A 17,794-nucleotide genomic window follows, 5' to 3' on the forward strand; every position below is an offset into this window, starting at 1 on the left:
CGACGAAGAGAGCGAGAGGTGATCGATGGGCGTCACGGGACCCCCCGGGCCGGTGATGGACCGGGACGAGGTGGACCGTGCGCTGGGGCGGCTCGGCGCGGAGCACGAGGCCATCGAGACCTCGCTCCTCGCCCTGCAGGACCACGCGGGCCGCAGACTCCTGGAAGGCGCCGAGCTGACGGGCACGACCAAGGAGCGCTGGACGTCCGCGGAGGCGTCGATCACCTTGCTGTGGGCGTATTTCGACGCGTACGCGGACGCCCTGCGTTCGGCGCGCGAGATCCGCTCCCGCCGGCGCTGGTCCAGCCGCGAGGACCTGGCCGAGCTGACCGAGCTGCTGCGCGGCTCTGGCATCACGGTCGCCGGTTCCACCACGGCCACGGCGAACGCGCCGACGCTGGCCGGCTCGGGCAGGCTCAGCGAGCAGTTCTCGCTGGCCGCGCTGGTGGAGCGGATGAACGAGCTGTACGCGTCCTCGCTCGACATGGTCGTCGCCGCGGACGCCGTGTGGTCCGCGCTGCCCGCCCGGATCGATTTACTGGCCACGGAGCTCCAGCGCACCCGTCAGCTCGCGCACTCCGTGGGCGTACGCCCCGGCGAGCACCCGGCGGGCGACGACCTGGAGCGCATCACCCGCACGCTGACCACGCTGCGCGAGCGGGTGGTGTCCGACCCGCTGGCCTTCTGGGTTCCCGCTCGGGGCAGTTCGGCGCCCGGCGGCGGACGCCCGGACACGACGACGTACGACCGTGAGGCGCGCGCCCTGGAGGATGTGCGCCGGGAGATCGACGCGGTGCTCACCGTCCGGCAGGACGCGGAGGCGCGGCTGGTGAAGCTGCGGGACACGCTCAGCCGCGCCGACCGCACGCTCGCCGAGGCGAGAAGCGCGCGCGGTGAGGTGCTCGCGAAGATCGCCGCGTCCGAGGTGCCGGCCGTCAGCGGTCCGCCGACGGCGCTGCAGGAGCAGCTTGCGATGGCCGCCGAGTACCGCAGACACGCCCAGTGGCACCGCCTCTCCCCGCTCCTGGAGTCGCTGGAGGAGAAGGCGGAGGACGAACTGCTTCGCGCCCGCGAGTCGTTGACCGCGGTCACCGCGCCGCTGGCGGTCCGCGCGGAGCTGCGCGGCCGTCTCGACGCGTACAAGGCGAAGGTGGCCCGGCACGGCCTCGCCGAGGACCCGTTCCTCGTCGAGCGCTACGACGCGGCGCGCCGCATGCTGTGGAGCGCGCCCTGCGATCTGCGGGTCGCCGAGCAAGCGGTGCTGCGCTATCAGCGGGCGGCCGCCGATCTGCTCAGCCCGCGGGTGCCCGAGCAGGGCGCACCCCATGACCGTGTGGACAGGGGGGAATCATGAGTCAGCAGCGCAACTGTCAGCGGCCCGGTTGCTCGGGGTCGTACGAGGACATGGGCGGCGGCGAGCTGTACTGCGACACCTGCGGTCTGGCCCCGGTCGTGTCGGCGAACGGCGCGGTGAGCTCGCCCCCGACCGGGATCACGGCGGGCGGCAAGGGCTCGCGGGGCTCCAACAGGGGTTCCGGCAGGGGTTCCGGCAGCAGCAGTTCCCGGTCGAGTTCGCGTACGTCGTCGCGCTCCTCGCAGTCACGGCGCTCGGTCTCCGGCCGGCTGTCGCGCTCGCTGTCGGGCTCCTCGACAGGCCGCTCGGTGTCGGTCCGCAGCTCCGGTTCGAGCGCCGGTTCCACCGGGCGCGGCCGGCTCGGTGCCGGTCTGGTCGAGGTGCCGGACGTGCCGCGGCCCGACCCGCGCGAGATGGTCCAGGACAACCCGGAGGTGCCCGAGCGCAAGCGGTTCTGCTCGCGCTCCGACTGCGGTGCGCCGGTGGGGCGTTCGCGCGGTGACCGGCCCGGGCGTACGGAGGGTTTCTGCACGAAGTGCGGCCACCCGTACTCGTTCGTGCCGAAGCTGGGCGCGGGCGACATCGTGCACGGCCAGTACGAGGTCGTGGGCTGCCTCGCGCACGGCGGCCTCGGCTGGGTCTACCTCGCCGTCGACCGCGCCGTCTCCGACCGCTGGGTCGTCCTCAAGGGCCTCCTCGACACCGGCGACCAGGACGCGATGGCGGCGGCGATCTCCGAGCGGCGCTTCCTCGCCGAGATCGAGCACGCCAACATCGTGCGGATCTACAACTTCGTCGAGCACCTCGACCAGCGGACGGGTTCGCTGGACGGGTACATCGTCATGGAGTACGTCGGCGGGAAGTCCCTCAAGGAGATCGCCAACGGGCGCCGTACGGCGGACGGGAAGCGGGATCCGCTGCCGGTGGAGCAGGCCTGCGCGTACGGCATCGAGGCCCTTGAGGCCCTCGGCCACCTGCACAGCCGCAACCTCCTCTACTGCGACTTCAAGGTCGACAACGCGATCCAGACCGAGGACCAGCTCAAGCTGATCGACATGGGCGCGGTGCGCAGGATGGACGACGACGAGTCGGCCATCTACGGCACGGTGGGCTACCAGGCACCGGAGGTCGCCGAGGTCGGACCGTCGGTGGCGAGCGACCTCTACACGGTCGCCCGCACGCTCGCCGTCCTCACCTTCGACTTCCAGGGCTACACGAACGTCTTCGTGGACTCCCTGCCCGACCCCGACAACATCGAGGTCTTCCGCCAGTACGAGTCCTTCTACCGGCTGCTGGTACGGGCCACCGACCCCGACCCGGCCCGCCGGTTCGCCTCCGCCCAGGAGATGGCCGAGCAGCTGACGGGCGTCCTGAGAGAGGTCGTGTCCCTCCAGACGGGCCGGGCGCGTCCAGCCCTCTCGACCCTCTTCGGCCCCGAACTCAAGGTCACGGACACCGAGCTGTTCGGGCGGCTGGACGGGGACGTGTCGCGGCTGGGGGCGCGAGTGGTGCCTACGGGGCGTCGGCGCGGGGCCACCGCGGCGGGCAACGGCGCAGCACTCACCGCCGCTTCCGGCACCGGAGCCGCCGCACTGCCGGGCGGCGGAGCCGCGGGTGTCGTGCCCGGAGCCGCGGGTGCGCTGCCGGGCGGAGGCGTCGGGATGCTGCCCGGCGGAGCCGCTGGTGCGGTGGGCGGCGCAGGCGCGGGTGTCGTGCCCGGAGCCGCGGGTGCGCTGCCGGGCGGAGGCGTCGGTGTGCGGCTGGGCGACGGAGCCGCCGGTGTGCTGCACGGCGGAGCCGGGAACGCGGGCGGCGTAGGCGTCGGTTTCCGCGGCGGCCTCGTCAAGCCCGTTCAGGCCGCCGCCACCGCGCTCGCCCTGCCCATCCCCCGGGTGGACCCGAGCGACCCCAACGCCGGCTTCCTCGCGGGCCTCATCGCGTCCGCGCCCGGCGAGCTGATCACGGCGCTGCACGCGGCGCCCACCGGCTCCCTGGAGCTGCGGCTGCGCGAGCTGCGGGCCCGTCTCGAGATGGGCGAGCTGGGCAGCGCGAGCAGGGCGCTCGAGGCACTGGAGGCCGACCACGCGGACGACTGGCGGGTGGTCTGGTACCGGGGCATCGCGGCCCTGGCGACCGGGGAGCACGAGACCGCGGCGCTGTCCTTCGACGCGATCTACGACGCCTTCCCGGGCGAGCCCGCGCCCAAGCTGGCCCTCGGCCTGTGCGCGGAGGTGCTCGGGCAGCTGGACAACGCCGCCGAGTACTACCGCCTGGTGTGGACGACCGACCCCAGCTATGTGAGCGCGGCGTTCGGCCTGGCCCGCGTCCAGCTCGCCGCGGGCGACCGCCGTGGCGCCGTACGCACCCTGGAATCCGTACCGGAGGCGTCCATCCACTACACGGCGGCGCGGGTCGCCGCCGTGCGGGCGCGACTGCGGCAGCGGCTGGCCGAGGAGGCGGCGGCGGCGCCGTTCCTGGACGATCTGACCGCGGCGGCGGGTCAGGTCGAGGCGCTGGACGGATACGGTCTCGACGCCGTGCGACGCGAGCAGTTGTCGACGGAAGTCCTTGGCTGCGCGCTGGACTGGGTACTCTCCGGTAGCCAGGGTTCCGCTCCGGCTTCCGGAGGCGGACGCGTGCTGCTCGGCAGCGAGCTGGACGAGCGCGGCCTGCGCTTCGGCCTCGAGCGCTCGTACCGCACGCTGGCCCGGCTCGCGCGGGGCGGCGAGGAGAGGATCGACCTGGTGGAACGGGCAAACCGTTACCGCCCCCGGACGTGGGTGTGATTGATGTCCCAGATGCCCCAGCCGACGGCCCTTTCGCGGTGCCCCAGTTGCGAGGAGCCAGTGGAGGCCGGTGACCGTTTCTGCGGTGCGTGCGGGTACGACCTGTCGGCGGTGCCCGCACCGCCCCAGGACAACCCCACGGTCACCATGAACGGCTCGTCACCGCGCCCCCCTTCGGCCGTCGCGTCCGTGGACTGGCCCCTCGCCCCCGAGGTGGACAGCTCCGACATGCCCGCGCCGGTGCACCGGGCCACCGACATCCGGGGCACCGACTCCGGCGGCTCCGAACTGCCGGAGCCGGCCGGCGAGTCCGCGGGCGCTCACCCTTCAGGCGTACGGTTCGACCGGCCCTCGGAGCCGGACGAGTACCCGCTGGCTCCCCCGGCCGCCGACGTCCCGGCCGCGGGGCCGCCTGCCGACCCCCGCACCGCCGAGCTCGGGGCACCCCCCGCCGGCACCAAGCTGTGTGTCGCCTGCCGTTCGGGCCAGGTCGACAGCGACGGCTACTGCGAGAACTGCGGGCACGCGCAGCCGCGTGAACGCGACCACATGGAGCAGGAGTTGGGCGCGGTCGCCGCGGTCAGCGACCGGGGCCTGCGCCACCACCGCAACGAGGACGCGTTCGCGATCTCCTCGACCGCGCTGCCCGACGGCTCGCCCGCGGTCGTCGCGATCGTCTGCGACGGCGTCTCCTCGGCCACCCGACCGGACGAGGCCTCCCTCGCCGCCTCCCGGGCGGCGAACGAGGCGCTCCTCGATGCCCTGCCGCTGGGCACGCACCCGCAGCAGGCCATGCACGACGCGATCGTCGCGGCCGCGGAGGCCGTCAACTCGCTGGCCGACGCGTCCACCGCACAGGGCGAGCACGCCCCGCATGTGAACGCGCCCGCCTGCACCCTCGTCGGCGCCGTCATCACGCCCACCCTCCTGATCGTCGGCTGGGTCGGCGACAGCCGTGCCTACTGGGTGCCCGTCGATCGCGCATCGCCGCCGGCCCGGCTCACCGAGGACGACTCGTGGGCCGCGCAGATGGTCGCCGCGGGCCTGATGAACGAGGCTGAGGCGTACGCCGACGAGCGCGCCCACGCGATCACGGGCTGGCTCGGCGCGGACGCGTACGAACTGGAGCCGCACACCGCTTCCTTCAAGCCGGACCGGCCGGGTGTAGTGGTGGTGTGCACCGACGGGCTGTGGAACTACGCGGAGGCGGCCGAGGACATGACCGAGGTCGTCCCCCTCGACGCCGCCGAGCGGCCGCTGCACAGCGCTCAGGTGTTGGTCGGCCACGCACTGGACGGCGGGGGCCACGACAACGTAACAGTGGCCGTCCTGCCGTTCCCGGCGCCGTCGCAGGGGGCAGGATCCGCCTGAGGCCGACGCCCCGCATACGGGGGGCGGCCTCGGACCGGAGGGGACCGGTCCGCATACAGTCATCACCTCCGCCGGCAGCGGAGGCCTGAGGGGGACAGAGAAGGCATGGCCAATTTCTCGAAGTCGAACGTGCCGCAGTTCTCGGTCGACGTGTACCAGAACGAGTACCTGCCCGAGGGCGGCCGCGAGGTCAACGCGATCGTCACCGTGAGCGCGACCGGCGGCGGCACCATCGGAAGCGCGGTCGCCTCACCGCACCTGTACACGGCGGGGCAGGGCCCGGACGCGGCCGTCGCCGTCATGGTCGACTGTTCGGGCTCGATGGACTACCCGCCGACCAAGATGCGCAACGCCCGTGACGCGACGGCCGCCGCGATCGACACCCTGCGCGACGGTGTGCACTTCGCGGTGATCGGCGGCACGCACCTCGCCAAGGAGGTCTACCCGGGCGGCGGACGCCTCGCGGTCGCCGACGCGGCCACCCGCGACCAGGCCAAGCAGGCGCTGCGCAGGCTGAGCGCGGGCGGCGGTACGGCGATCGGCACCTGGCTGCGTCTGGCCGACCGGCTGCTGTCCTCGGCGGACGTGGCGATCCGGCACGGCATCCTGCTCACCGACGGCCGCAACGAGCATGAGAAGCCCGAGGATCTGAAGGCCGCGCTGGACTCCTGTGCCGGGCGGTTCACATGTGACGCGCGTGGAGTGGGCACCGACTGGGAGGTCAAGGAGGTCACCGGGATCGCCTCCGCGCTGCTCGGCACCGCTGACATCGTCGCCGACCCGGCCGCCCTGTCCGCCGACTTCACACAGATGATGGAGACGGCGATGGGCAAGGAGGTCGCGGACGTCTCCCTGAGGCTGTGGACGCCGGTCGGCACCGAGATCAAGTTCGTCAAGCAAGTGGCGCCCACGGTCGGGGACTTGACGGACCGTCGCACCGAGGCGGGCCCGCGCGCCGGCGACTACCCCACCGGATCCTGGGGCGACGAGTCGCGCGACTACCACGTGTGCGTCCAGGTCCCCACGGCCGGCGTCGGCCAGGAGATGCTGGCCGCCCGGGTCTCGCTGGTGATCCCGCAGGCCGACGGCAGCGCGCAGGCACTGCCGGGCGCCCAGGGCCTCGTACGGGCCGTGTGGACCGACGACATGGTGGCGTCGACCTCGATCAACCCGCAGGTCGCGCACTACACAGGTCAGGCGGAACTGGCACAAGTCATCCAACAGGGCCTGGATCTGCGTAAATCGGGTGATGTCGACGGAGCAACGGCCAAGCTGGGACGTGCCGTTCAGCTCGCGAGTGCGTCGGGCAACGCCGATACTGCGAAACTGCTTGCGAAGGTGGTGGACGTCGTCGACGCCGCGGCAGGTACTGTGCGATTGAAGGCAAAGGTCGAAGAGGCCGACGAGATGACGCTCGAAACACGGTCCACAAAGACTGTTCGTGTAAAGAAGTAGCGAGCCCGGTTCCCGAGGGGAGCCGGAGAAACCCGGCCATAACGGCCGGAAAAGGAGAGGGGGAAGCGCCGACATGCCGACCTGCCCGAACGGACATCAGTCGGGTTCCGACGACTGGTGCGAGGTCTGCGGTCACCGCATGGCCGGTGCCGTGCCTCCGCCGCCTCCCCCACCGCCGCCCGCCGCCGGGTACGGCTATCCGCCGCCCGGCTCGCCCCCGCCGCCGCCCGGCCCGCGTTCGCACCTTTCCGCCGTGCCGGATCCCGGGCCGGAGCTCTGCCCGCAGTGCCGTACGCCCCGTGAGGGCGCCGCGCCGTTCTGCGAGGAGTGCCGGTGGAACTTCCTGACCAACACCGCGACGTCGTACACACCGGCGGCGCCGCGACCGCCCGCCTCCGCGCCGGGCGGTCCGGGCGGGCCCGGTGGGCCCGGGGGCCCTGGTGGCCCGAATCCGGCGCTGCGGTTCCAGCAGCAGGGACAGGGGCAGGGTCAGGGTCATGGACAGGTACCCGGGCAGCCGGGCGGTCCCGGAGCCGGCCACGGTCAGGACCCGTTCGAGTACCAGAGTTCGCGGCCCTCGCAGATGAACCGCCCCGCCGAGCCGATCCCGCCGGGCCCGCCCGCCCCGCCGTACGGCGGTGGCCCCTCGGGCTTCGGCGGCGATCCCTCGGGCTTCGGCGGCGACCCCAACGGCTTCGGCGGCGATCCCTCCCGTCCGGTTCCGCCGCCGCCCGGGCCGACACCCGGTGGCCCCGGCGCCCCGCAGGCCTTCACCCAGCAGCCCGCCTCCCCCTTCACCCAGGGCGGACCGCCGCAGCCCGGTGGCCCGGCCTTCGGCGGCGGTGACGACGACTGGGTGATCTCCCCGCCGTCGGCCGGTACGCCCGGTGGCCCGGGCGGGGGCGGCTACGGCTACCCGCAGCCCGGCCCCACCCAGGCCCCGCCCGGACCCGCCTATCAGCAGCAGCCGCTGTCCTGGTCCGCGACGATCGGCCCCGACCGCGAGTACTTCATGGCGATGATGCAGCGCTCGGGCCCCGAGGCCGCGGGCCTGAACCTGCCGGCGTACTCGCCGGAGCAGCAGCGCCCGCTCACCGGCAACCAGATCACGATCGGCCGCCGCCGGCACTCCACCGGCGACACCCCGGACATCGATCTGTCGGTGCCCCCGGAGGACCCGGGCGTCTCGCACCAGCACGCGGTCCTGGTCCAGCAGCCGGACGGCAGCTGGGCGGTCGTCGACCAGAACTCCACGAACGGGACGACGGTCAACGGCGGCGAGGAGCCCATTCAGCCCTTCGTGCCGGTGCCGCTCCAGGACGGCGACCGGGTACACGTGGGCGCCTGGACGACGATCACCATCCGGCGGGGCTGACCCCGGCAGTCACGGCAGCGGCCAGGCGTACGGCCCTGCGGGGTCATCCAGCCAAGCCCAGGCGCGTGCGCCGCTGACCGTGACGCCGTACCGCTCGCGCACCGGCTGGTCCTCGCGCTCCCACAGCGTGTACGCGTCGTACGGGTCGAGGCTGCCCGCCGTCAGGGTGAGCAGGAACCGGAACAGTTCGTCACCGCGGGCCCGGCGTGGCAGCTCACCCAGGTGCGCCGGCTCCGGCTCGGGCCGGGTGTCGCCGCGCAGCGGCACGAAATAGGCCGGCGTGTGCAGAAAGCGGCCTTCGGCATGCCCGGCGTCCTGGACGCGCAGCGCGATCAGACCGGTGGCCAGCGGCGCGAGGATGCGCGCGCCCGGGGCGCACTGCGCGAGCCAGGGGCGCGGAATCGACGTCAGCGTGCAGGTGGCGATGATCCGGTCGAAGGGGGCGCGTTCGGGGACCCCGCGGGCGCCGTCGCCGGTAACGACGGCCGGGCGGTATCCGGCGGCGTCGAGATGCCGGCGGGCCGACTCGGTGATGTCCGTGTCGAGGTCGATCGTGGTGACGCTGTCGTCGCCGAGGCGGTGCGAGAGCAGGGCCGCGTTGTAGCCGGTGCCGGCGCCGATCTCCAGGACGGCGTCCCCGTCCCGTACCTCCAGCTCGGTCAGCATCTTCGCCATCAGCGACGGCTGGCTGCTGGACGACACCAGCTCGCCGTCGCGCACCCGGGTGGCCAGCGGGGCGTCGGCATACGCGCCGCGCAGCCAGCGCTCCCGCTTGCGTGGATCGGGATCCTCGCCCCACAGGCGCTCGTAGCCCCCCATGGCGCCGACGTAGTAGTACGGCACGAAAAGATGGCGCGGGATCGCCGCGAACGCCTCACGCCAGACCGGGTCGGCGTCCCAGGCCCCGCTCGCGTCGATCTCGCGCACCAGGGCCGCCCGGGCCAGTCCGGCGAGGTCCTCGAGGTCTTGATCGAGAGCGTGTGTGCCCATACGTCCACTGTGCTGCGGGACGGTCCGAGAGGCGAGCGCCGGACTCGGCCGATCGCGTACGGGAGGTGAGTGGTCCTAAGCCTTGAGTCCTCGGTCACCTCGTCTGAGACCATGGACAGGTGAAAGAGATCCGACGCGGCACCCTTCAGGAGCAGACCTTCTACGAGCAGGTCGGCGGCGAGGAGACCTTCCGACGCCTCGTGCACCGTTTCTACGAGGGCGTCGCCGAGGACCCGCTGCTGAAGCCCATGTATCCCGAGGAGGACCTGGGTCCTGCCGAGGAGCGCCTCACGCTGTTCCTGATCCAGTACTGGGGCGGCCCGACGACGTACAGCGAGAACCGAGGCCACCCCCGGCTGCGGATGCGGCACGCCCCTTTCACCGTCGACCAGGCCGCGCACGACGCCTGGCTGAGGCATATGCGCGTCGCCGTGGAGGAACTCGGGCTCTCCGAGGAGCACGAGCACACGCTGTGGAACTACCTGACGTACGCGGCCGCTTCGATGGTGAACACGGCGAGCTGAGCACTGCTCACCGGGCGCGCTGACGCGCGCACTCCGGTCGTACGACGCCGCGGGACCTGTCAGCGCACGCTGACGTCCAGCGCCCCGAGTCCCGCCCGGCGCACGGCGATCGACCCGTACGGCGTCCGCAGCCGGAGCCACGCGCCCGACGAGTACAGCCCCCATGGGCTTTCGTCGGGCTCGGCTTGGCGTACGGGGCGCAGGAATCCGAGCGACTGGGCCGCGTGGGCGGCCCGTACCGGAAGACCGGTGTCGCCGATCGGCCGGGACCAGATCTCCCGCCCGATCCCGTCGAGTTCGGCGCGGGTACGCCGCTCGGGCGCCAACTCCTGAGTACGGTCCCGGAATTCGGCCACCGCGGCGCCCACCATCGCCCGTACGGCGTCCGGCGCGGGCAGCCCCGACTCCTGCCGCCAGCCCCCACGGGGCGGCAGCACACCGGCCCACGGCGGCCCGGTGACGGCCTCGGGAACGGCGGCGGTGGCCGCCGACTCGTCAATGGATTCCAGGAGTTCACCGGCCGAGACGGTCACGTCGAGAGTGACGTCGAGCCCGTTCTCGTACGGCTTGGCGAGGCGCGCCGTTCGGATGGCGAGGACCTCGAACGACGGCGGCCGGCCGAAGACCGCGAGCGTGGTGCCGTGCGCCTGCAGGCGCACGGCGGCGGCACGGTCGTAGTGGATCAGCCGGGAGAGGAAGGCGGCGAGGTCGGCCGCCTCCCCCACGTCGGCGAGGTGCAGGACGGTCATGCCGCGACGGCCTCGTCGACGTCGTCGCGGTACTCCGCCAGGAACTCCCGCTCCTCGGTGGTGAGGCGGCGCGGACGCTGGGCCTCGAAGTCGAACGGCACGATCACCGTCGAGGCCCGGACGTAGACCTGCTCGGGGTCCTTCACCTCGTAGGTGATCGTGAAGGACGCCGCCCGTATCTCCGTGATCCACAGCTCTACGTCCACCGGCGCGTGCCGGTGGACCAACTGCCGCTTGTAGTCGATCTCATGGCGAGCCACCACAGACCCCTGCTTGAAGTCCTTGTCCGGGCGGAACAGGAAGTCGATACGGGCTTCCTCCAGATACCGGAGGAAGACGACGTTGTTGACGTGGCCGTACGCGTCCATGTCCGCCCAGCGCAGCGGGCAGCGGTAGATGTGCCGCAAGATCGATCAGCCCCGGGTCAGCTTCTTGTAGGTGGCACGGTGCGGGCGCGCCGCGTCCGCACCGAGCCGCTCGACCTTGTTCTTCTCGTACGACTCGAAGTTGCCCTCGAACCAGAACCACTTGGAGTCGCCCTCGTAGGCGAGGATGTGCGTCGCCACTCGGTCCAGGAACCAGCGGTCGTGGGAGACGACCACGGCCGCACCGGGGAACTCGAGGAGCGCGTTCTCCAGCGACGACAGGGTCTCGACGTCGAGGTCGTTGGTCGGCTCGTCGAGGAGCAGCAGGTTGCCGCCCTGCTTGAGGGTCAGCGCCAGGTTCAGGCGGTTGCGCTCACCGCCGGAGAGGACGCCGGCCGGCTTCTGCTGGTCCGGGCCCTTGAAGCCGAACGCGGAGACGTACGCACGCGAGGGCATCTCGACCTGGCCCACATTGATGTAGTCCAGCTCGTCCGAGACCACGGCCCACAGCGACTTCTTCGGGTCGATGTTCTCGCGGCTCTGGTCGACGTACGAGATCTTGACGGTCTCGCCGACCTTGATCGTGCCGGCGTCCGGCGTCTCCAGGCCCTGGATCATCTTGAAGAGGGTGGTCTTGCCCGCACCGTTCGGACCGATGATGCCGACGATGCCGTTACGCGGCAGCGTGAAGCTCAGGTCCTCGATGAGGACCTTGTCGCCGAAGGCCTTGGAGAGGTTGTTGATCTCGACCACGACGGAGCCCAGGCGCGGGCCCGGCGGGATCTGGATCTCCTCGAAGTCCAGCTTCCGCATCTTGTCGGCCTCGGCGGCCATCTCCTCGTAGCGGGACAGACGCGCCTTGGACTTGGCCTGTCGGCCCTTGGCGTTGGACCGCACCCACTCCAGCTCTTCCTTGAGCCGCTTGGCGCGCTTGGCGTCCTTCTGCCCCTCGACCTTGAGGCGGGAGGCCTTCTTTTCGAGGTACGTGGAGTAGTTGCCCTCGTAGGGGTGCGCGCGGCCGCGGTCCAGCTCGAGGATCCACTCGGCCACGTTGTCGAGGAAGTACCGGTCGTGGGTGACGGCGACGACGGTGCCGGCGTACTTCGCGAGGTGCTGCTCCAGCCACTGCACGGACTCGGCGTCCAGGTGGTTGGTGGGCTCGTCGAGGAGGAGGAGGTCGGGCGCCTCGATCAGCAGCTTGCAGAGCGCGACGCGGCGGCGCTCACCACCGGAGAGGTTGTCGACCGGCCAGTCGCCGGGCGGGCAGCCCAGGGCGTCCATGGCCTGCTCCAGCTGGGCGTCCAGGTCCCACGCGTTGGCGTGGTCCAGGTCGTCCTGGAGCTTGCCCATCTCCTCCATGAGCGCGTCCGAGTAGTCGGTCGCCATCAGCTCGGCGACCTCGTTGAAGCGCTTGAGCTTGCCCATGATCTCGGCGGCGCCGTCCTGCACGTTCTCCAGGACCGTCTTGGACTCGTCGAGCGGCGGCTCCTGGAGCAGCATTCCGACGGAGTAGCCCGGCGACAGAAACGCGTCACCGTTGGAGGGCTGCTCGATGCCCGCCATGATCTTGAGAACGGTGGACTTACCGGCACCGTTCGGACCGACCACACCGATCTTCGCTCCGGGCAGGAAGCTCAGGGTGACGTCGTCGAGAATCACCTTGTCGCCGTGCGCCTTGCGCGTCTTGCGCATGGTGTAAATGTACTCAGCCAAGAGAAACCGTCCGGACGCTTGAAATCGGCAGTGGGCAGATACACCCCATCTTGCCTGACGGCTACCCCTGGGGGGAAACGCGTTCGTCCAGGGGCCCGCGACCTGGCCGTTCACCGACCCCTCCCGTAGCTGACCTGTCACTGGTCGTCGCCGTCGGTCGCTGCCGAGGGACCTGGCACGGCCCAGGGTTCCGCGGCCCGGACCCGCCGCACTCCATCGCCCCGGCCCCATGGTTCAGCTGCGTCGAACCCACCTCGGGCGGGACGTCAGCCGCCTTCTCATCGGCGACCGCTGGATCGACGCTCCCGAACAGCGCGGGTCCCCCCACGTCAGCCGCGGAGCCCGTCCCGTCATCGTGGCTGGGCCGCGACGGCAATGAACTCTCCCGCACGGGCTCCCACGACAGCCTGGACATCTGGACATCCGCACCTGGGGACGGATGAGAGAGGAGTGAGGGCCTCCGTCCCCTCGTGCGTCGGCGTACGAGGGAGCACACTTTTATCAGGGGCGTAGCTCTGGAGGTGATCGTGATGACACAGGCGACACAAGAGACACAGACGGTGCGGGCGCGGACCGCGGTCGGGTGGCACGTCGAGCTGGAATTCGATGAGGACGACCACCGCACGCGCGCTGCCGCCCTCCTGCGACTGCCCGACGGGAGCGAAGTGCGGGCCCACGGGTACGCCAGCCGCCACCCCTCCGACTCGAACCAGCCGAGGGTCGGCGAGGAGGTCGCGGGAGCGAGGGCGCTGAACGAACTCGCGATGAAGCTGCTGACCAAGGCCCACGACGAGATCGACGAGGCGTCGGGCAGGACATCGCATCCGCTGACTTGAGCCTCGGGACGGGGCTGATCTGATCCGAGCGCGGTGAGCAGGCTCCATGACGGGCACAGCGAGCCGGGTGGGCGTCAGGTGATGTGCCGCAGCAGCGCGGCGACCGCCGGGGATGGCTCACCGGGCGGGCGTACCACCATGACCTTCCAGTGCGGCGCGTGCCGGTCGAACCGGTATTGCGGCAGGTCGGGAAAGCGGGACGCGATCGACTTGGGCATGATGCAGACGCCCAGGTCATTGCGGACCAGTTCGGCCGCCGCGACGATGTCGTTCACCTCGAAGGTGGTGCCGTGGTCGACGCCGGCGGCCCGGAAGGCCCGGTCGACGGCGTAACGGATGGCCCAGCCGGGCGAGAAGTCCACCAGAGGCAGCCGGGCGACCTCGGCCAGCCCGACCTCACCGTCCGCCGTCGCTCCGTCGACGACCCGCTGCGGCGAGGCCAGCAGCACCATGTCCTCGCGGGACAACAGCCGTGTCGTGAGGCCTCGTTGCTGCTGGCGGTCGAGCGCCACCACGGCCAGGTCCACCGTGCCCTCGCGCAGCGCCTGCCGGATGTCGGCCACCGCCGCCTGCCGCAGGTGCACCACCACACCCGGGTGCTCGGCCCGCAGCGCGGCCAGCGCGTGGTGCAGCCCGGCCCAGACTCCCTGCATCGTGCCGACGGTCACCCGCCCGCGCAGCTGGCCCTGTACGGCGTCGACCGCTTCCCGGGCCAGTTCGGCGGCCCGGAGCGTCGCGCGGGCGGCGGGGACGAACGCCTCGCCGGCCGGCGTCAGAGCGACGCGGTGCGTGGTGCGGTCGAACAGCGGGGTGCCCAGCTCATGTTCCAGGGCCCGGACCGTGCTGGAGACCGCCGACTGGACCACGTGCAGCCGCCTGGCCGCGGCCGTGAACCCGCCCGCCTCCGCGACCGCGACGACGACCTCCATCTGCCGTAGATCCATGGTCCACTCCCGGTGCTGCGGCGCTCCGGTCCCGGCCCGGAAACGGCGATCTCCGCCGCATCGTAGGGCGGACGCGGGTGCCGCACGGCAGCGCCGGGCCGGAGCCGTCAGGCCACCGGCACCGGCACCATGGCGCGGACCGGGACCGTCAGCGGCTCATCAACGCGAAGACGCCCCAACCGAGGTGTTCACGCTCGTACTTGGCGTACCGGGCGGGATCCGCCGAGAGCTCGGCGCGCAACTCGGCGGCCAGCTCGTCGTCGGGGTTGCGGTCGAGCCAGCGGCGGATGTTGAGCCACTGCGCCGCCCGGTACCGGTCCCAGCTGTCCTGGTCCGCGAGCACCATCTCGACGACGTCATAACCGAGTGCGCCGAACTGCTCGATCAGCTCCGGAAGCGGGCGGAAGTCGTCCCTCGCGGCGGCGTGGCACGCCTCGACGGTCTCCTGGTCCGGGGGCTCGTGACGCCAGTACGGCTCCCCGATCAGCATCGTGCCACCGGGCCGCAGGCTGCGCTGTAGCAGCGCGACCGTGCCGGCGACGCCGTCGCCGATCCAGGTGGCGCCGATGCATGCGGCGAGGTCGACGGGTTCGTCGGCGACATGGCCGCAGGCGTCGCCGTGGACGAAGGTCACCTGCTCGGCGACGCCCAGCTCGGCCGCGCGTGCACGGGCTCGCGCGGTGAACTCGGTGCTGATGTCGACCCCGGTCCCGGTGATCCGGTGGTCGCGGGCCCAGGTGCACAGCATCTCGCCCGAACCGCTCGCGAGGTCGAGCGCGCGCGTTCCGGGCGCCAGGTCCAGCGCCTGTCCCAAGGCGGCCAGCTTGTCACTGGTGAACGGGTTGTGGATGCGATGACTGCTCTCGCGGATGGTGAAACTACGTGGCAGATCCACGGATGAGATTCCTTACGTCCGATGGGGTCGGGGCGCTCGCGGAGTACGGCCGGCCGTAGCGGGCCGCGATTGCCTGAACCGTCATCACATGCACCCCATCAGGACGTGCGGATCTCGAACGTGAGCGAAGTTAGGGCGCTCCGCCCCCTCGTGTCCATCGGTTTTGTCACGAGCCGTGCTGTGCGGCGAGAGCGAGCTTGCGGTGGGTGCGGACCATCATGGCGCGGGCCATGAAGGGGTGGACCTTCTTCACGGCCCCCCAGTAGAGCCTGGAGCGCAGGGCGTTCGTCTTCACGGAGCTGCAGAGCGTGACGTGCTTCTCGTCGATGACGATGGAGGCCCAGGCGTCGAGGCCGGCGGTACTCACGTTCATGAGCGCCTCGCCGTCCTGCTGCTGCGCGATCGGGAAGGCGTCACGCAGGATGCCGGTCCAGGCCGCCGGATCGCGCGGCATCCCGGGGTGCAGCCGCATCGCGTACGCGTCCTGGTAGTCCGGCCGGTCGACGGCCTCCCTGATGAGCCGGGCGCCTTCGGGAAACGCCACTGCTACGGGCTTGTCCTTGATCATCACATACCTCCATACGCTGGCGTATGGAAAACCATACGGTACCGTATGGTCATGGTGCAACGGCAGCAGACGAAGAAGGCCAGGCTCTCCGCCCGTGACTGGGCCGACGCGGCCCTCACCGCCATCGGTGAGGGCGGCGGCCTCGCGGCGGTCGCGGTCGAGCCGCTGGCCGCCCGTCTCGGCACCACGAAAGGGAGCTTCTACTGGCATTTCGCCAACCGTGAGGCACTGATCGAGGCCGCGCTCGCCCGCTGGGCCGAAGCCGACACCGAGGAGATCATCGCGGCGGTCGAGAGCGAGCCGGACCCGGAGAAGCGGCTGCGCAGACTGTTCACCGAGGTCACCAAGCCGGCCACCGTCGATCCGCTCGAGCTCTCGCTGCTCGCCAGCACCGACCACCCCCGGGTCGCCGCCGCTCTGCGACAGGTGACCGAGCGGCGAATCGACTACCTGACGGGGCTTTTCGTCGAGCTCGGCCTCGCGGAGGACGTGGCGCGGCGGCGCGCGCTGATGGCGTACAGCTTCTATCTGGGGCACACCCAGCTCGGCCACGCGGCGCCGTCCGTGCTGCCCGGGCGCGCGGAGTTCCCCGCCTACCTGGAGGCGACGATGGACGCACTTCTCCAGTGCGGGGAGCGCGAGTAGCGCGTGCCGGCGTCCGTGTGAAGGCAGGGGATCGCGCACCCGGACACCGCGAAGGCCGCCCGATGGGCGGCCCCCGGGTTTTCGACCCCCCGCCGGCCGCGGCTATGCCGCGCTGGCCTCCGGTTTCAGCAGGCCCAGTTCGACGGCGTGCACTCCGGCCTGGAAGCGGGACACGGCGCCCAACTCCTGCATGAGCTCAGCGACATGGCGGCGATAGGTACGAACGGAGAGGCCGAGGCCCTGAGCGGCGGCCTCGTCGGTTTCTCCCGAAGTGAGGCACACCAGTATCTGGCGGGCGATCTCGGTCCGGCCGCGCGAGGACACCCGGCGGTAGCTCTGGGCGGGTGTGGCATTGGACCAGGCCCCGGTGAACAGGGTGTCGAGCGCGCGCAGCACCATCGGCACCCGAATGGTCACCGCCTGCGGGCCCGCCACTCCGAACTCGGCACGCATCAGGGCCATTCGTCCGTCCACGATCAGCACCTCCTGATGCTGCTGCGTCGAGATCCTGACGTCGAAGGTGGTCTGCGGGCGTACGGGAGCCAGATGACGCCGTACATGCCGATCGTCGAGGATCCCGGGACCGCCGAGCACCCGGACCCTGACACCGGCGGCGGAGATCTCGCGCAGGCTGTCGAGAAGGCTGCTGAGGGCCTCCGACATGGCCACCCGGCAGGGCAGCGCCAACGACACCGAGCGGCGCGCGGTGGAGATCAGACGCTCGGCATTCCTCCGTATCCGCGCATTGCTCGGATCGGGCACCACGGTCAGCGCGCCATGGGCGGCGTTCGCCCGGTGCCGGGTCTTGGACACCGCGTCCTCGACCAGTGCCCGCATCTGCAGGAGCGCCTGTTCCAGATCGTCCCCGCTCCCCGATTCCGATCCATGGCCAAGGCTGAGCCTTGAACCCGCCATGTTTCCCCCTTGTTGGTGCTTGTCGGTCTTGTTGGTTCTTGTCGGTTTGTCTTGTCAGTCCTTGATTTCGCAGATCGCGGCGCCGGATGTCACGGACGCGCCGACCTCGGCGCTGAGGCCCTTGATGGTTCCGGAGCGGTGCGCGTTGAGCGGTTGTTCCATCTTCATGGCTTCCAGGACGACGATCAGGTCGCCCTCCTTGACCTCCTGGCCTTCCTCCACGGCGACCTTGACGATGGTGCCCTGCATGGGAGAGGCGAGGGTGTCGCCGGAAGCGGCCGGCCCGGACTTCTTCGCGGCCCGCCGCTT

The 17,794-nt window shown here is 71.4% G+C and carries 17 protein-coding genes; 8 read left to right on the plus strand and 9 right to left on the minus strand.

The features are described 5' to 3' along the window. Positions 1–25 precede the first annotated feature (25 nt). From AB0D27_RS28310 to AB0D27_RS28330, 5 genes are all read left to right on the plus strand, one after another. Positions 26–1,354, plus strand: coding sequence for a hypothetical protein (locus AB0D27_RS28310; protein WP_362514437.1), 1,329 nt, complete (start codon positions 26–28; stop codon positions 1,352–1,354). Then, complete coding sequence (locus tag AB0D27_RS28315; RefSeq protein ID WP_362514440.1) at positions 1,351–4,140, plus strand: tetratricopeptide repeat protein; 2,790 nt, start codon at positions 1,351–1,353, stop codon at positions 4,138–4,140. The genes AB0D27_RS28310 and AB0D27_RS28315 overlap by 4 nt, the downstream gene beginning before the upstream one ends. Then, positions 4,141–5,511 (plus strand): PP2C family serine/threonine-protein phosphatase, encoded by a 1,371-nt coding sequence (locus AB0D27_RS28320; RefSeq protein ID WP_362514443.1) that lies wholly within the window; start codon positions 4,141–4,143, stop codon positions 5,509–5,511. 105 nt (positions 5,512–5,616) lie between these two features. After that, positions 5,617–6,966 carry a VWA domain-containing protein gene (locus AB0D27_RS28325; protein WP_362514445.1) on the plus strand — a complete coding sequence of 450 codons (1,350 nt, stop codon included), beginning with the start codon at positions 5,617–5,619 and terminating at the stop codon, positions 6,964–6,966. A 73-nt stretch (positions 6,967–7,039) separates the two neighbouring features. Beyond that, positions 7,040–8,341, plus strand: coding sequence for an FHA domain-containing protein (locus AB0D27_RS28330; protein WP_362514448.1), 1,302 nt, complete (start codon positions 7,040–7,042; stop codon positions 8,339–8,341). A gap of 9 nt (positions 8,342–8,350) precedes the next feature. Here the strand turns inward: AB0D27_RS28330 and AB0D27_RS28335 are convergent, their stop codons facing one another. Then, positions 8,351–9,331, minus strand: coding sequence for a methyltransferase domain-containing protein (locus AB0D27_RS28335; protein WP_362514450.1), 981 nt, complete (start codon positions 9,329–9,331; stop codon positions 8,351–8,353). Positions 9,332–9,450: 119 nt separating this feature from the next. Here AB0D27_RS28335 and AB0D27_RS28340 point away from each other — a divergent pair, with 119 nt between their 5' ends. After that, on the plus strand, positions 9,451–9,855 hold the full coding sequence (locus tag AB0D27_RS28340; protein WP_362514452.1) for a globin: 405 nt from the start codon (positions 9,451–9,453) through the stop codon (positions 9,853–9,855). 59 nt (positions 9,856–9,914) lie between these two features. On the opposite strand, the gene AB0D27_RS28345 is transcribed toward AB0D27_RS28340, so the two are convergent. Genes AB0D27_RS28345 through ettA form a run of 3 tightly spaced genes read right to left on the minus strand, consistent with a single transcriptional unit; the run spans position 9,915 to position 12,682 of the window. Then, complete coding sequence (locus AB0D27_RS28345; protein ID WP_362514454.1) at positions 9,915–10,604, minus strand: hypothetical protein; 690 nt, start codon at positions 10,602–10,604, stop codon at positions 9,915–9,917. Further along, a complete protein-coding gene (locus AB0D27_RS28350; protein ID WP_362514457.1) occupies positions 10,601–11,011 on the minus strand; it encodes a thioesterase family protein in 411 nt (136 codons plus the stop codon). The genes AB0D27_RS28345 and AB0D27_RS28350 overlap by 4 nt, the downstream gene beginning before the upstream one ends. A 6-nt stretch (positions 11,012–11,017) precedes the next feature. Beyond that, positions 11,018–12,682, minus strand: coding sequence for an energy-dependent translational throttle protein EttA (ettA, locus tag AB0D27_RS28355; protein ID WP_362514458.1), 1,665 nt, complete (start codon positions 12,680–12,682; stop codon positions 11,018–11,020). A 530-nt stretch (positions 12,683–13,212) separates the two neighbouring features. Between ettA and AB0D27_RS28360 the strand changes: the two genes are divergently transcribed. After that, complete coding sequence (locus AB0D27_RS28360) at positions 13,213–13,518, plus strand: DUF1876 domain-containing protein (protein WP_362514461.1); 306 nt, start codon at positions 13,213–13,215, stop codon at positions 13,516–13,518. Positions 13,519–13,592: 74 nt separating this feature from the next. On the opposite strand, the gene AB0D27_RS28365 is transcribed toward AB0D27_RS28360, so the two are convergent. From AB0D27_RS28365 to AB0D27_RS28375, 3 genes are all read right to left on the minus strand, one after another. Then, on the minus strand, positions 13,593–14,462 hold the full coding sequence (locus AB0D27_RS28365) for a LysR family transcriptional regulator (protein ID WP_362514464.1): 870 nt from the start codon (positions 14,460–14,462) through the stop codon (positions 13,593–13,595). Positions 14,463–14,610: 148 nt separating this feature from the next. Then, positions 14,611–15,357 (minus strand): methyltransferase domain-containing protein, encoded by a 747-nt coding sequence (locus AB0D27_RS28370; RefSeq protein ID WP_362514466.1) that lies wholly within the window; start codon positions 15,355–15,357, stop codon positions 14,611–14,613. 166 nt (positions 15,358–15,523) lie between these two features. After that, the gene (locus AB0D27_RS28375) at positions 15,524–15,925 is read right to left on the minus strand and encodes a DUF2867 domain-containing protein (RefSeq protein WP_362514469.1); all 402 of its coding nucleotides are present in this window, start codon (positions 15,923–15,925) and stop codon (positions 15,524–15,526) included. Positions 15,926–15,970: 45 nt separating this feature from the next. Between AB0D27_RS28375 and AB0D27_RS28380 the strand changes: the two genes are divergently transcribed. Beyond that, the gene (locus AB0D27_RS28380; RefSeq protein WP_362514471.1) at positions 15,971–16,570 is read left to right on the plus strand and encodes a TetR/AcrR family transcriptional regulator; all 600 of its coding nucleotides are present in this window, start codon (positions 15,971–15,973) and stop codon (positions 16,568–16,570) included. Between the two features lie 102 nt (positions 16,571–16,672). On the opposite strand, the gene AB0D27_RS28385 is transcribed toward AB0D27_RS28380, so the two are convergent. Together AB0D27_RS28385 and AB0D27_RS28390 are read right to left on the minus strand one after the other, a co-directional pair. Further along, positions 16,673–17,485 carry a LuxR family transcriptional regulator gene (locus AB0D27_RS28385; RefSeq protein ID WP_362514473.1) on the minus strand — a complete coding sequence of 271 codons (813 nt, stop codon included), beginning with the start codon at positions 17,483–17,485 and terminating at the stop codon, positions 16,673–16,675. 54 nt (positions 17,486–17,539) lie between these two features. Then, a partial coding sequence (locus AB0D27_RS28390; RefSeq protein WP_362514476.1) for a biotin/lipoyl-containing protein occupies positions 17,540–17,794 on the minus strand: 255 nt, incomplete at its 5' end.

Source organism: Streptomyces sp. NPDC048415 (assembly GCF_040651675.1).
Classification (GTDB): Bacteria; Actinomycetota; Actinomycetes; order Streptomycetales; family Streptomycetaceae; genus Streptomyces.

What these genes read in the sequence shown, in the direction of transcription:
- AB0D27_RS28375 (WP_362514469.1), bottom strand. Translation starts at nt 15,925, where the DNA reads ATGATCAAGGACAAGCCCGTAGCAGTGGCGTTTCCCGAAGGCGCCCGG.
- AB0D27_RS28360 (WP_362514461.1), top strand. Translation starts at nt 13,213, where the DNA reads ATGACACAGGCGACACAAGAGACACAGACGGTGCGGGCGCGGACCGCG.
- AB0D27_RS28335 (WP_362514450.1), bottom strand. Translation starts at nt 9,331, where the DNA reads ATGGGCACACACGCTCTCGATCAAGACCTCGAGGACCTCGCCGGACTG.
- AB0D27_RS28385 (WP_362514473.1), bottom strand. Translation starts at nt 17,485, where the DNA reads ATGGCGGGTTCAAGGCTCAGCCTTGGCCATGGATCGGAATCGGGGAGC.
- AB0D27_RS28325 (WP_362514445.1), top strand. Translation starts at nt 5,617, where the DNA reads ATGGCCAATTTCTCGAAGTCGAACGTGCCGCAGTTCTCGGTCGACGTG.
- AB0D27_RS28345 (WP_362514454.1), bottom strand. Translation starts at nt 10,604, where the DNA reads ATGACCGTCCTGCACCTCGCCGACGTGGGGGAGGCGGCCGACCTCGCC.
- AB0D27_RS28315 (WP_362514440.1), top strand. Translation starts at nt 1,351, where the DNA reads ATGAGTCAGCAGCGCAACTGTCAGCGGCCCGGTTGCTCGGGGTCGTAC.
- AB0D27_RS28330 (WP_362514448.1), top strand. Translation starts at nt 7,040, where the DNA reads ATGCCGACCTGCCCGAACGGACATCAGTCGGGTTCCGACGACTGGTGC.
- AB0D27_RS28310 (WP_362514437.1), top strand. Translation starts at nt 26, where the DNA reads ATGGGCGTCACGGGACCCCCCGGGCCGGTGATGGACCGGGACGAGGTG.
- AB0D27_RS28365 (WP_362514464.1), bottom strand. Translation starts at nt 14,462, where the DNA reads ATGGATCTACGGCAGATGGAGGTCGTCGTCGCGGTCGCGGAGGCGGGC.
- AB0D27_RS28380 (WP_362514471.1), top strand. Translation starts at nt 15,971, where the DNA reads ATGGTCATGGTGCAACGGCAGCAGACGAAGAAGGCCAGGCTCTCCGCC.